This is a genomic window from Aurantimonas sp. HBX-1, from assembly GCF_021391535.1.
GTDB lineage: Bacteria > Pseudomonadota > Alphaproteobacteria > Rhizobiales > Rhizobiaceae > Aurantimonas.
Map to the genome: position 1 here is coordinate 1027622 of NZ_CP090066.1, position 12262 is coordinate 1039883.

The 12262-nt window shown below is 69.0% G+C and carries 14 protein-coding genes; 4 read left to right on the plus strand and 10 right to left on the minus strand.

All coding sequences use genetic code 11. The annotated features are described in order from the left end of the window. Nucleotides 1–34: 34 nt before the first annotated feature. The 7 genes from LXB15_RS04785 to lgt all read right to left on the minus strand — a co-directional run bounded on the left by LXB15_RS04785 (nt 35) and on the right by lgt (nt 6875). Nucleotides 35–694 (minus strand): 50S ribosomal protein L25/general stress protein Ctc, encoded by a 660-nt coding sequence (locus tag LXB15_RS04785; RefSeq protein WP_233951287.1) that lies wholly within the window; start codon nt 692–694, stop codon nt 35–37. A gap of 188 nt (nt 695–882) precedes the next feature. Then, nucleotides 883–1815 (minus strand): ribose-phosphate pyrophosphokinase, encoded by a 933-nt coding sequence (locus tag LXB15_RS04790; RefSeq protein ID WP_233951288.1) that lies wholly within the window; start codon nt 1813–1815, stop codon nt 883–885. 162 nt (nt 1816–1977) lie between these two features. Further along, entirely contained in the window at nt 1978–2787 is an 810-nt protein-coding gene (locus LXB15_RS20995; RefSeq protein ID WP_304502384.1) for a hypothetical protein, read from the minus strand. 107 nt (nt 2788–2894) lie between these two features. Continuing rightward, the gene (locus tag LXB15_RS04800; RefSeq protein WP_233951289.1) at nt 2895–4049 is read right to left on the minus strand and encodes a Xaa-Pro peptidase family protein; all 1155 of its coding nucleotides are present in this window, start codon (nt 4047–4049) and stop codon (nt 2895–2897) included. 4 nt (nt 4050–4053) lie between these two features. After that, nucleotides 4054–4863 (minus strand): peptidoglycan editing factor PgeF, encoded by an 810-nt coding sequence (gene pgeF, locus LXB15_RS04805; protein WP_233951290.1) that lies wholly within the window; start codon nt 4861–4863, stop codon nt 4054–4056. 33 nt (nt 4864–4896) lie between these two features. Beyond that, nucleotides 4897–6000, minus strand: coding sequence for a class I SAM-dependent methyltransferase (locus LXB15_RS04810; protein ID WP_233951292.1), 1104 nt, complete (start codon nt 5998–6000; stop codon nt 4897–4899). Then, nucleotides 5997–6875, minus strand: a complete 879-nt coding sequence (lgt, locus tag LXB15_RS04815; protein ID WP_233951294.1) for a prolipoprotein diacylglyceryl transferase — start codon at nt 6873–6875, stop codon at nt 5997–5999. Before lgt ends, LXB15_RS04810 begins: the two co-directional genes overlap by 4 nt. Before the next feature lie 195 nt (nt 6876–7070). Here lgt and LXB15_RS04820 point away from each other — a divergent pair, with 195 nt between their 5' ends. The 4 genes from LXB15_RS04820 to LXB15_RS04835 all read left to right on the plus strand — a co-directional run bounded on the left by LXB15_RS04820 (nt 7071) and on the right by LXB15_RS04835 (nt 9350). After that, complete coding sequence (locus LXB15_RS04820) at nt 7071–7385, plus strand: accessory factor UbiK family protein (protein WP_233951296.1); 315 nt, start codon at nt 7071–7073, stop codon at nt 7383–7385. Between the two features lie 291 nt (nt 7386–7676). Further along, nucleotides 7677–8177, plus strand: coding sequence for a YbjN domain-containing protein (locus tag LXB15_RS04825; protein WP_233951298.1), 501 nt, complete (start codon nt 7677–7679; stop codon nt 8175–8177). Next, entirely contained in the window at nt 8177–8989 is an 813-nt protein-coding gene (gene proC / locus LXB15_RS04830) for a pyrroline-5-carboxylate reductase (protein WP_233951300.1), read from the plus strand. Before LXB15_RS04825 ends, proC begins: the two co-directional genes overlap by 1 nt. 4 nt (nt 8990–8993) lie before the next feature. Continuing rightward, nucleotides 8994–9350 (plus strand): tRNA-binding protein, encoded by a 357-nt coding sequence (locus LXB15_RS04835; RefSeq protein WP_233951302.1) that lies wholly within the window; start codon nt 8994–8996, stop codon nt 9348–9350. A 27-nt stretch (nt 9351–9377) separates the two neighbouring features. Here the strand turns inward: LXB15_RS04835 and LXB15_RS04840 are convergent, their stop codons facing one another. The 3 genes from LXB15_RS04840 to LXB15_RS04850 all read right to left on the minus strand — a co-directional run bounded on the left by LXB15_RS04840 (nt 9378) and on the right by LXB15_RS04850 (nt 12128). Further along, nucleotides 9378–10673, minus strand: coding sequence for an ATP-binding protein (locus LXB15_RS04840; RefSeq protein WP_233953053.1), 1296 nt, complete (start codon nt 10671–10673; stop codon nt 9378–9380). Nucleotides 10674–10857: 184 nt separating this feature from the next. Beyond that, nucleotides 10858–11583, minus strand: a complete 726-nt coding sequence (locus tag LXB15_RS04845; RefSeq protein WP_233951304.1) for a response regulator — start codon at nt 11581–11583, stop codon at nt 10858–10860. Then, a complete protein-coding gene (locus LXB15_RS04850) occupies nt 11580–12128 on the minus strand; it encodes a MarR family winged helix-turn-helix transcriptional regulator (RefSeq protein WP_370640175.1) in 549 nt (182 codons plus the stop codon). The genes LXB15_RS04845 and LXB15_RS04850 overlap by 4 nt, the downstream gene beginning before the upstream one ends. Nucleotides 12129–12262: the final 134 nt, after the last annotated feature.

Genomic DNA, 12262 nt, shown 5'->3' on the forward strand with positions numbered 1-12262 from the left:
TCCCCTGGCTGTCGTCGACGGTCGCGTCGAACGGTCAGTCTTCCTTGTCGGACTCAGTCTCGGCCTGGGCCTCTGCCGACTCGGCTGCAGCCGACGCCTCTTCGGCCTCATCCTCTTCCGAACGGAGCGCCGCAGGCGCCGCGATCGTCGCGATGGTGAAATCGCGGTCGGTGATGGTCAGCTCGACGTTCTTCGGCAGGGTCAGCGCCGAGGCGTGGATCGAATCGCCGATCTCCAGCCCCGTCAGGTCGATGGCGAAGGCTTCCGGGATGGACGTCGCCGGGCACTCGATCTCGACCTCGTGGCGGACCACGTTCAGCACGCCGCCGCGCTTCAGGCCGGGCGAGGCTTCCTCGTTCTCGAAATGCACCGGCACCTCGACCGTCACGCGGCTCTTCTCGGAGACGCGCAGGAAGTCGACATGCATCAGGAAGTCGCGGACCGGCTCCAGCTGGTAGTCCTTCGGCAGGACCTGGATCGACTGGCCGCCGACCTCGATGGTGCCGACATGCGTCATGAAACCGCCGGCGTGCAACGCCAGGAAGGTTTCCTTGTAGGGGATGGCGATCGGCAGCGGGTCCTGCTTGTCGCCATAGATCACTGCGGGAATCATTCCGTTGCGGCGAAGATGTCTGGCGGCCCCCTTGCCGACCTTGTCGCGCGCCTCGGCCTTGACCGTGAAGGTCTTGCTCATGGCTTGTTCCTTTTGTTCGTGAGGGGTCGAACGGGCGTCGTGCCCGGAACGACGAAAAGCGGACCCGTCAGGGACCGCTTAACTCCGCGCTGCCTCCAAGGGTGTCCGCGCGGACGCCGTCGCTATAGCGCAGCCGCGGAAAACGGGCAAGCCGGCGCCGCATCGGCGCGCCGGCCTGCCGCAGCCGTTCAGTCGAACAGGCTGGAGACCGATTCTTCCGACGCGGTGCGCTGGATCGCCTCGCCGAGCAGGTTGGCGGTGGTGATCACCCGGATGTTCGGGGCCTCCAGCACCGCCTTGGTCGGCTGGATCGAATCGGTGATCACCAGTTCCTTCAGGCTCGACGCGCTGATCCGCGTCACCGCGCCGCCCGAGAGCACCCCGTGGGTGATGTAGGCCGAGGCGCTGTTGGCGCCGGCCCGCATCAGCGCGTCGGCGGCGTTGCACAGCGTGCCGCCGGAATCGATGATGTCGTCGATGAGGATGCAGTTGCGGCCGGTGACGTCGCCGATGATGTTCATCACCTCCGATTCGCCCGGCCGGTCGCGGCGCTTGTCGACGATGGCGAGCGGCGCGTCGAGCCGCTTGGCGAGCGAGCGGGCACGGACCACGCCGCCGACGTCGGGCGAGACCACCATCAGGTTGTCGAGGTCCTGGTGCTCCTTCACGTCGCGCGCCAGCAGCGGCACGGCGAAGAGATTGTCGGTCGGGATGTCGAAGAAGCCCTGGATCTGGCCGGCATGCAGGTCGAGCGTCATCACGCGGTCGGCGCCGGCCTCGGTGATGATGTTGGCGACCAGCTTGGCCGATATCGGGGTGCGCCCGCCGGCCTTCCGATCCTGCCGCGCATAGCCGAAATACGGCAGCACCGCGGTGATCCGCCGGGCCGAGGCCCGCCGCATCGCGTCGATCATGATGAGCAGTTCCATCAGGTGATCGTTGGCCGGGTAGGACGTCGACTGGACGATGAAGACGTCCTCGCCGCGAACGTTTTCCTTGATCTCGACGAACACTTCCTGGTCGGCGAAGCGGCGGACCATGGCCTGGCCCAGCGGGATCTCCAGATACTGGGAAATGGATTCGGCCAGCACCCGATTGGAGTTGCCGCTGAACAGTTTCATCGCGTTGTTTCCGCTGGCGGGACGGCGACGCGGTACCTGGCGCTGCATGCGCATCCTTCCGCTGCTGCCCATCGAGAGGGCCGATTGATGGACGGGCTCATAACAACATCGGGCGAAACTTCAACCGGAGTCTGACCGCTTCGGCGCGATCGGTCCGGGAAGCTATCCGGTTTGCCCCACCAGCGCGGCGGCCTCGCGCATCGTGCGGTCGGCGACGGCATCCAGCTGCGCCTGGCCTATATCGGCCCAGGGATCGCTCGCCGTGCCGGGAACGCTCTCCTGTCCCTGGATGCGGTGGATGCGCTGGTCGCTGGGGTCGAGGACGTCCCAGACATAGACCAGCGTCGTCGACGTGCCGTCGTTGAAGGCGGAGAAATAGCCCTTGAGGCGCACCGGCGTCGCCGCGCCGCCGGCGGGACGGATCTCGACCCCGGCCGTCGCGGCGCTGTCGGAGAGCGAGCGGGCGAGCATGACCGCCTTGTCCTCCGGCGCGCCGGTCAGCGGCAGGAACTGGATCTCGCGACTCGCCAGCGACCCGCTGGCCGGCGCCGGCGCGGCGGGCGGCGCAACGGCCGCCACCCGCACGGGCTGCGCCGGCGGCGGAGCCGGCTCGTAGGTCTGCTGCGGCGGCGCTGGCTCGTAGGTCTGCTGCGGGGGTGCCTCGTCGTAAACCTGGAAGGGCGGCTGCTGCGGCGGTATCGCGGGCGGCGGCAGCGGTGCCGGCTGGCTGACATAGGGCTCGGGCGCCGAGGCGATCGGAGCGGGGGGCTGCATCGCCGTGTTGGTGGCGACGGTATAGGGTGCGGCGGGCGCCAGCGTCGGCGAATAGCTCATGCCGGGATAGCCGACGTCGACGCTCGGCATCGGAGCGTCGGCCATGCCGATCATCGGGTCGACGCCCGTGCAGCCGGCCAGCGACGCGCACAGACCCGCTGCGATGATCGGCCTGCGAAGGTTGGTGCGGGCTTCCACGGCACGCTCCCCTGCCTTGGGTCGGATCCGCGCCCGCCGAAGCGAACGCCAGACCCTTCGTGGCAGAGAAACGTTAAGATACCCCTCGGCGCCTGCGGTTTCGGCCGTCAGCTGCCGATGACGGCAAGCTCCAGCGGCAGCCGCGACAGCGGTTCCGGCGCGCCTGACGTGGTCAGGTAGGTGCGCCCGAGGGTCATCGCCGTCTCGGTGTCGGAATCCATGATGATCATGTGGGCGAACAGCGTCATGCCCGGCACGATCGCCTCGGTGTTGCCGGCGTAGAACATCGGCATGTCCATCCACGATGGCGCATAGCGGGCGCCGAGCGAGTAGCCGCAGGCGCTGAGCCGGTGCCGGGCCAGCTCGTGGGCTTCCATCACCGATGCATGCGCGTCGAACACCTCGCCGAAGGTCCGGCCGGGCTGCATCACCGCCTCGACCGCGTCCAGCGCCTCGCGGGCGGCGGCATGCAGCTCCAGATGCCGCTCCGTCGGCGTGCCGATGATCACCGTGCGCATCAGGGCGGCGTGGTACTGCGCCTTCACCCCGGCCCATTCCAGCGTCAGCTGGTCGTTCGCGCCAAGCTTGCGGCGGCCCGACTTGTAGCGGCAGAGAAGGGCGTCGCGGCCGGAGCCGATGATGAACGGGTTGGCGGGATAGTCGCCGCCTTCCGCCAGCACGGTGCCCTGCATCGTCGCCAGGATCTCGGCCTCGTCGGCGCCGGGCCGGATCAGCGGCAGCGCCGCCTCGTAGGCGGCGTCGGCGAGCCGGGCGGCCTCGCGCACCATCTCGATCTCGGCCGGGCTCTTGACCGCCCGCAGCAGCGGGATCAGCGACGAGGCATCCTTCAGCGTGCCGAACGAGCCGAGCCGTTCCTCGACCGAGCGCCCGTTCGCCGCCGTCAGGCCGTGCGTCGCCCACTCGACGCCGATCCTGGCGCCCAGCAGGCCCATCTCGTCCAGCATGTCGCGCAGCTCGATCACCGGCTCGGCCTGGTTGCGGTCGCGCCAGACCGTGATGTTCTCGATGATCGAGGTATGGCGCGCCTGCCGCAGGTCGGCCGAGCGGCTGAGCAGGCGCATGTCGCCGTCGGCCTTCACCACCAGGCACTGGAAGAAGCAGAAGCCGAACGTGTCGTAGCCGGTCAGCCAGTACATCGAGTCCTGCGCGAACAGGATCATCGCGTCGAGCTTCTGCTCGCCCATTTCGACGATCAGCCGGTCGCGCCGCGCCTCGTATTCGTCCCGTCCGAAGTGAAGCATCGTGTCAGTCCCGAAGAGCGATCGCGGAGAGCTGCCGGCCATAGTCGGGCTCGCCGCGGTGGGTGGTGCGCCGGAAGGAGAAGAAGCGGTCCGGTTCGGCATAGGTGCAGAGGCCGACGAAGCTTGCGGAAACGCCGCTGGCGCGGAGCCGGTCGACGATGAAGCCGGGCAGGTCGAACTGCCGCTTGTCGGCGGCCTGGCCCGGCGCGAAGAACCGCTCGCGCGCCCCGTCGCCGTCGAGGAACTCCGCCATCATCGCGGTCCCCACCTCGTAGTTGGGCTGGGTGATGGTCGGCCCGAGCACGGCGGTGATCGCGCTCCGCTCGGCGCCCGCCGATTCCATCGCCGCGATGGTGGCCTCGAGCACGCCGCCGAGCGCCCCGCGCCAGCCGGAATGGGCGGCGCCGACGACGCCGTTGCGGGCATCGGCGAACAGCACCGGGCCGCAGTCGGCGGTGACGACGCCGATGGCAAGGCCCGGACGGCGGGTGACGATGCCGTCGGCCTTGGGCCGCTCGCCCGCGAACGGCGCGTCGACGACGATCACGTCGGGCGAATGCACCTGCCAGGGCGTGACGAAATCGCCGTCGCCGAGGCCCATGTAGGCGATCGCCCGCGCCCGGTTCTCGGCGACGGCGGCACGGTCGTCATCCGACCCGTAGCCGACGTTCAGCCCCGCGTAGATGCCGGTGGACACGCCGCCGCGGCGGGTGAAGAAGCCGTGCCGCGCGGCGTTCGCGACGTCCAGTTCCGGTGCGCGGACCACGTCGAAATCGGTAAGGCGCACTGCGGGTCTTTGTCGGGATTCGGACATGGCGCGGGATGGTGGTCGAGGGGCGGGGGGAAGTCAATCGGCGGGGCCGAGGCCGAAGGGTGGCAAATGTAACGCTGCAGTTGCCACACCCAACACCTTGAAAAGAATTCCCATTTCGTTCTCGCCAGAGCCGGCGAGCCGGCGCGCGGCGGCCTCGATTTCGGCGTGTTTCCCGGCTTCCGCCTGGGCCGCGAGCGCCGCCGCGCGTTCGCGCAGCCCGAGCGAAACCAGGAATGCGCCCTGGGTGAAGACGGGGGAAACGGCAAGGCCGCGCGCGCGGAACGCCGCCGCGATCGGCGCGAAATCGACATGGCTGGTGATGTCGCATTCGCCCGGGCGGTCGAGCGGATCGGCAAAGGCATGACCGTGCACGGCCTGCAGCGTGTCGCCGAAACCGGTGGCCGCATGGCCGTAGTCGACGAACAGTCCCGCCCCGCCGTCGCGGGCAAGACGGTCGGCGATCTCCGCGGCAAGGGCCTCTCGAGCCGGCGACCATTCGAGCACCGCGCCGGCCAGCGGCGCGGTGCCGGCGAGGAGCGTCTTCGGCAGGGCATCGGCCTTGCGGCTGAGCACGAACTCGAGGCGGCCGCTGCCGGAAAGCGTCACGCAGCGTTCCCGCCAGGCGTCGCCGTCGAACACGAACTGCCGCATCGCGATCGCGTCGAACAGCTCGTTGGCGACGATGATCGCGGGCAGAGCCTCCAGCTCGCGGATCTGCCGAACCCGGCGGACGGGCAGGTCGAAACGATCCAGCGTGGCTGCCTGCACCGCCGCCAGGCGGTCGCTGGTCTCGACCAGCCGGACCCTGAGCGCCCGCATGCAGTCCGGCGCCACCCGCGCAATGGTGCGCTGCATGTCGGCCATCAGGGTGCCGCGGCCGGGGCCGATCTCGACGAGCAGGAAGGGCGCCGGCGAGCCGAGCTCCCGCCACGCGGCGACGACCCAGGCGCCGATGAGTTCGCCGAACATCTGGCTGACTTCCGGCGCTGTGACGAAGTCGCCGCCGCGCCCGAACGGTTCGCGGCTGGTGTAGTAGCCGTGCTCGCGATCGAACAGGGCGGTGTTCCAATAGCGGTCGAGCCCGATCGGACCGGTCGCCGCGATCTCAGCGGCGATGCGCCGTGCCAGCGGGTTCACGGCCGGGCGACGTCCGGGCCGGCGGCCGCCTCGGGGGCGGGGGCATAGGCGCGGGGCTTGGCGGACGCCATGGCCCAGATGCCGACCAGCAGCATCGGGAAGGAGAGCACCATGCCCATGGTCACCCAGCCGCCGTAGAGATAGCCGAGTTGCACGTCCGGCATGCGGAAGAACTCCACGAAGATGCGCGCGCAGCCATAGCCGAAGATGAACAGTCCGGCGGTGAAGCGCGGGCGCTGCAGCGTCTTGAAGCGATGGGTGGCGATGCGCAGCACGAGGAACAGGACGACGCCCTCGAGCAGCGCTTCGTAGAGCTGGCTCGGGTGGCGCGGCAGCGGCCCGCCATCGGGGAACACCATCGCCCACGGCACGGTCGACGGCGCGCCCCAAAGCTCGCCGTTGATGAAATTGGCGATGCGGCCGAAGAACAGGCCGAACGGCACCGAGGCCGCGACGACGTCGGTCAGGCTCCACAGCGGCACCCTGCGCACGCGGCAGAAGACGGCGATCGCCACCACGACGCCGAGCAGGCCGCCGTGGAACGCCATGCCGCCCTCCCAGACCCGGAAGATCGCCAGCGGATCCTCGGCATAGCGGGCGAAATCGTAGAACAGCACCGATCCGAGGCGGCCGCCGATGACGATGCCGATGGTGATGTAGAGGATGAAGTCGTCGATGTCGGTCTTGGTGAAGGGCGAGACGCCGTTCGCCCATAGCCGCGGATTGCCGGCAAGATAGCGCCCGTACAGCCAGCCGCAGAGGATGCCGGCGACGTAAGACAGGCCGTACCAGCGTAGCTGGATCAGCCCGAGGTCGAGGAAGATCGGGTCGACCTGCGGGTAGGTGAGCACGCCGAAGAAGGGAAGGGTCAGCATCGGGCCGCCATTGTCTGGTCGCCGGCGCCGGGCGCCGCGGGAGAGGCGGCGCGACATTGGCCAGAGCTTGCCGCGAGGGTCAAGGCGATAGCGGCGGGACGGCTTCGGGGCCTGCCGCCATTGCCTTCGCCCCGGCCCGTCTCTACCTCCGGGGCAGACCCAACGCGCGCGAGGGCGCCAGAACGGAGATCCTCCATGTCCAGTACAGGCCCCGGCCGGCAAGGCCCGAACCGCATGCTCGACGAGTTCGCGCGGATGATGACCGATGCCGCGGGCGCCGCGCAGGGCGTGCGGCGGGAGATGGAAACCATGTTTCGCGCCCAGGGCGAGCGCCTGATGAACCAGATGGACATCGTCCAGCGCGAGGAGTTCGAGGCGGTGCGCGACATGGCCGCCAAGGCCCGCACCGAGAACGAGGCGCTGAAGCGGCGGCTGGCGGACCTCGAAGCGAAGATCGCCAATCTTCCGGGCGCAGCGTCCGGTTCGGACACGACGCCGAGCCAGGCGTAAGGTTCTCCACAGGCTTTCAACAGCTTTTCCCCGGCGCCGCCACGGCGCCGGTCGGGGCTGAAAGCGCTTTGCGGCGAGTCGCTTAAGACTCGCCGTCGATGCGGCGCGCGAGCCGCGAAATCCGATCAATGGTGAATAAACCGTTCACGCCCTTAGCGCGAAGACTCCCGGTCTATATGCTGATTCATAAGGGTGATTCGACGCCGATCGGCATCGGGCACCCGGCTTTGGAGGGGTGTCGGAGCGGACCGCGCCTCCCCGAAGCGGATACGGGGACGCCGGGGCGAACGAATGAATCTGACTGACTACGCAACCTTGCGGCAATCCAATCCGGTCGACGTGATCGAATGGGTGGCCGCGTCGCGCGAATGGGCCTTCGAGCGCTCCTGCGACGACGAGATCGCCGTGGCGGTCGCCGGCGTCTGGACCGACTATGCCGTCTCCTTCTCCTGGCTGGAGAACATCGAGGCGCTGCATCTCGGCTGCGCCTTCGACCTGAAGATCCCGGCGCATCGGCGCCCCGAGGTGCTGCAGCTTCTGGCCAAGATCAACGAGACGCTGCTGGTCGGGCATTTCGACCTCTGGCAGCAGGAGGGCGCGGTGATGTTCCGTCACGCGCTGCTCCTGTCGGGCGGCGCCGAGCCGACCAGCCAGCAGGCCGAGCGGATGCTGGCGATGGCGCTGGAGAGCTGCGAGCGCTTCTACCAGGCGTTCCAGTTCGTCATCTGGGCCGACAAGTCGGCCGACGAGGCGATGGCCTGCGCGATCTTCGAGACGGCGGGAGAGGCCTGATGCCGGACGCCGGGCGCATCCTTCTCGTCGGGGGCGGCAACATGGGCGCCGCGATGCTGGCGGGCTGGCTCGACAAGGGCATCGACCCGAAGAGCGTCACGGTCGTCGATCCGCGGGTCGGCGAGGCGCTGCGCCCGCTGGTCGAGGAGCGGGGCGTGCGCCATGTCGAATCCGTCCCGGCCGAGAATTTCGACGTCGTCGTCCTGGCGGTGAAGCCGCAGATGATGGGCGAGGCCCTCGGGCCGCTGCGCGCCGCGCTCGGCGACGCCACGCTGGTCATCTCTGTCGCCGCCGGCACCACCATCGCGACGATCGAGGCGGGCATCGGCGAGCACGCGGTGGTGCGCGCCATGCCCAACACGCCGGCGCTGATCGGCCGCGGCATCACCGGCGCCTTCGCCAATGCGCGCGTCGATGCAGCCGGCCGAGCGCTGGCCGATACGCTGCTGGCTGCCAGCGGCCCGGTGGAATGGGTCGATCGCGAGGAGCTGATCGACGCGGTCACCGGCGTCTCGGGCAGCGGCCCCGCCTATGTCTTCCACCTTGCCGAATGCTTGGCCGAGGCGGGCGTCGCCGCCGGCCTGCCCGCCGATCTGGCGATGCGGCTCGCCCGCCACACCGTCGCCGGGGCCGGCGAGCTGATGATCCGCTCGTCCGAGACCCCGGAAAAGCTCCGCCGCAACGTCACCTCGCCGAACGGCACGACCCAGGCGGCGCTGGACGTACTGATGGCCGAGGACGGGCTGGCGCCTTTGATGCAGCGCGCCGTGCTCGCCGCCCGCGACCGCGCCGCCGCATTGGCGAAGGAATGAGCTGATGGCGGGCGACGAACGCGCCGACGAAATCGCCTTCGGGGATTTCATGAAGGTCGACATCCGCGTCGGCACCGTGGTCGAGGCGGCGCCGTTCCCGGAGGCGCGCAAGCCGGCCTACCGGCTGGTCATCGATTTCGGCGAGGCGATCGGCCGCAAGAAATCCTCCGCCCAGATCACTCGCCACTACACGCCGGAGACCTTGATCGGCCGCAAGGTCGTCGCGGTAGTGAACTTCCCGCCGCGGCAGATCGGCCCGATGCGCTCGGAAGTGCTGACTTTGGGCGTTCCCGATGCCGACGGCGAGGTGGTGCTGCTGCAGCCGAGCCAGGACGTCCCGGACGGCGGCCGGATGTTCTGATCCGCGCGGCGGGCCGGATGCCCGCCGTCAGGCCGGGATGCGCACCAGCGCGCGCAGGCCGCCGAGCTTGCTCTCCGACAACAGGATGTCCCCGCCATGGCTGCGGGCGATGTCGCGGGCGATGGCAAGACCGAGCCCGGTGCCGCCGCTGTCGATGTTGCGGGCGGTATCGAGCCGCACGAAGGGCTTGAACACTTCCTCGCGCTGGTCGGGCGCGATGCCGGGGCCGTCGTCCTCGACGGTCACCGTCAGCCAGCGGCCCTCGTGGCTGGCGCGGATCCGCACCCTGGTGCCATGCCGCATGGCGTTGGCGACGAGATTGGTGATCATCCGCGCGAAGGAGTCCGGGCGCACCGCGATGCGCGGGTCGCCGACGATGTCGACCGAGATCTGCCGTCCCTGCAGCTTGGCGTCGTTGTGGAACTTGCCGAGCATCTGGGCGAGGTCGCACTCGCCGACGTCCTCGCCGGCCTCGTCCTTGGCGAAGGCGAGATAGCCCTCCAGCATGCGCTGCATCTCGTCGACGTCCTGGCTCAGCTCGTCCTGGTCCTCGCCCTCGCCGAGCAGCGCCAGCTGCAGCCGGAAGCGCGTCAGGATGGTGCGCAGATCGTGGCTGACGCCGGTCAGCATCGCCGTGCGCTGCTCCATCTGCCGCTCGATGCGGTCGCGCATCTGGATGAAGGCGAGCGAGGCGCGCCTGACTTCGGAGGCGCCGCGCGGCCGGAAGTCGCTCGGCATCGGCTGGCCGCGGCCGAAGCCCTCGGCGGCGGCGGCGAGCGCCTGGATCGGCCGGATCTGGTTGCGCAGGAACAGGATGGCGATGATCATCAGCACCAGCGAGGTGCCGACCATCCACACCAGGAAGATGTGGGTGTTCGAGGCGTAGGCCGAGTTACGCGGCGCGAACACCCGCAGCACGTGGTCGGCGAGCTGGATGCGGATCTCGACGATCTTGGAATTGCCCACCGTGTCGATCCAGAAAGGCCGGCCGATCTGCCGCGTCACCTCCTCGCTGAGGATGCCGTCGAGAATGTTGAAGAACGGCTTCGGCGCCGGCGCCGGCAGCGGCTCCGGGGCGAGGATGCTGACATTCAGGCCGAGATGCTCGCGGGCGATGCGGACGATGTCGCTGTTGTCGGCGCCGACCGGCCGCTCCTCCACCATGGCGGTGATCGCCGCGATGTCCTGCACCACCGATTCCGACAGGCGCTTGGTCACCAGCTGCCAGTGCCGCTCCATGAACACCACGGTCACGACGCTCTGCAGGATCACCACCGGGGCGATGATGATGATCAGCGAGCGGGCGTAGAGCCCGGTCGGCATGTAGCGCTGGACGATGCGCGGGATGTGCCGCAGGGGGCCGCGCCAGATCCGGATGCTCGGCAGGTGCCAGCCGAAGCGGCGCCCTCGCGGCAGCCGGCCCGCCCACTTGCGCCACCAGGACGTCTCCCCCGGCTTGCGCGGCGGTCGGTGCTGGATCAGGCGCTCGATCAGGGTCACGGCGTTCTCAGTCGACGTTCAGGCGGTAGCCGATGCCGCGCACCGTCTGCAGCCAGAGCGGGTTGGCCGGGTCGCTCTCGATCTTGCGGCGCAGGCGGTTGATCTGCACGTCCACGGTGCGCTCGCCCACCTCGGTCTCGTCGCCGAGCAGTTCCTGGCGCTGGATGGTCTCGCCGGCCCGTTCGGCGAACAGCGTCATGATCTCCTGCTCGCGGTCGGTCAGCCGGATGATCTCGCCGCCGCGCTTCAGCTCGCGCCGCGACAGGCTGAAATTGTAGGGCCCGAAGCGAACGTGCTCGAGCTTCTGCACCGGCGCCGGGGTGCCGCGCTTGAGGATGTTGGTGATCCGCAGCAGCAGTTCGCGGGGGTCGAAGGGCTTCGGCAGATAGTCGTCGGCCCCGGCCTCCAGCCCCTCGATGCGCTGCTCGGTCTCCGAGCGCGCCGTCAGCATCAGCACCGGCGCGGTCCGGGTCTCGCGCAGCGAACGCACCAGGTCGATGCCGTTCTCGCCGGGCATCATCACGTCGACGACCAGCAGGTCGAAGTCGAGCCCGCCGAGGATCTTGCGGGCTTCCGCGGCATTCGCCGCCACCGAGACGCGGAAGCGCTTCTCGCTGAGGAAGCGCCACAGCAGCGAGCGGATGCGGCGGTCGTCGTCGACGATCAGGATATGCGGCGCATCGTCGCCGAGCGGTTCGATATCGGTCTGGGTCGCGATGGCAGCGTCGGTCATGCGGGATCTTTCCTGTCGATGCCCTGCTTCTTGAACCATTCCTGCGTCGCCCGGCGGTCGGACGCCATCTGCATCAGGAAGCTTCCGATCGGCGCGGCGTCAGTGGGCTTGGTCGTCCCCAGCGCCGCGTCTATGCGGCGGGACTGGGCACGCGACAGTTCAAGCGTCAGATCGCGGCCCTTCTGCGTCGGATAGAGGCAGCGCTGGCGGCGATCCTCGGCGCCGGGCATCTGCCGGACGAAGCCTTCCTCGATCAGCTGCCGCAGCACCCGCGACAGCGACTGCTTGGTGATCTGCAGCAGTTCCAAGAGGTCGGCAATGGTCATGCCGGGATCGCGGTTGACGAAATGCAGGATGCGATGGTGCGCCCGGCCAAAGCCGTACTGCTCCAGGATCGAGTCCGCATCGGCGGTGAACTCGCGATAGGCGAAGAACAAGAGCTCGATCATGCGGAAGTCGAGATCGCCTCGCGTGGGCAGGGGATCGCGAACGATCACGGCGCTGGCATCCGGCAGGCTCGCCTTGGCAGGCGGGGAAATTTCCATGATAATAGGTCAGCACCATTGACGTAATTTGGTACTATTGTTACACCGGGCAGCCTAGAGGGGAAACCGTCGCTGCCACCGTCTTCGCATCCGGCTACCGGGCCGTCCCGCATTGACGCGGGCCGACCCGCGGC

Excerpts from the sequence above, each read along its gene's own strand:
- LXB15_RS04785 (WP_233951287.1), bottom strand. The coding sequence starts at position 694 with ATGAGCAAGACCTTCACGGTCAAGGCCGAGGCGCGCGACAAGGTCGGC.
- LXB15_RS04790 (WP_233951288.1), bottom strand. The coding sequence starts at position 1,815 with ATGAAACTGTTCAGCGGCAACTCCAATCGGGTGCTGGCCGAATCCATT.
- LXB15_RS04800 (WP_233951289.1), bottom strand. The coding sequence starts at position 4,049 with ATGCTTCACTTCGGACGGGACGAATACGAGGCGCGGCGCGACCGGCTG.
- pgeF (WP_233951290.1), bottom strand. The coding sequence starts at position 4,863 with ATGTCCGAATCCCGACAAAGACCCGCAGTGCGCCTTACCGATTTCGAC.
- lgt (WP_233951294.1), bottom strand. The coding sequence starts at position 6,875 with ATGCTGACCCTTCCCTTCTTCGGCGTGCTCACCTACCCGCAGGTCGAC.
- LXB15_RS04820 (WP_233951296.1), top strand. The coding sequence starts at position 7,071 with ATGTCCAGTACAGGCCCCGGCCGGCAAGGCCCGAACCGCATGCTCGAC.
- LXB15_RS04825 (WP_233951298.1), top strand. The coding sequence starts at position 7,677 with ATGAATCTGACTGACTACGCAACCTTGCGGCAATCCAATCCGGTCGAC.
- proC (WP_233951300.1), top strand. The coding sequence starts at position 8,177 with ATGCCGGACGCCGGGCGCATCCTTCTCGTCGGGGGCGGCAACATGGGC.
- LXB15_RS04835 (WP_233951302.1), top strand. The coding sequence starts at position 8,994 with ATGGCGGGCGACGAACGCGCCGACGAAATCGCCTTCGGGGATTTCATG.
- LXB15_RS04840 (WP_233953053.1), bottom strand. The coding sequence starts at position 10,673 with ATGCCGACCGGGCTCTACGCCCGCTCGCTGATCATCATCATCGCCCCG.
- LXB15_RS04845 (WP_233951304.1), bottom strand. The coding sequence starts at position 11,583 with ATGACCGACGCTGCCATCGCGACCCAGACCGATATCGAACCGCTCGGC.
- LXB15_RS04850 (WP_370640175.1), bottom strand. The coding sequence starts at position 12,128 with ATGGAAATTTCCCCGCCTGCCAAGGCGAGCCTGCCGGATGCCAGCGCC.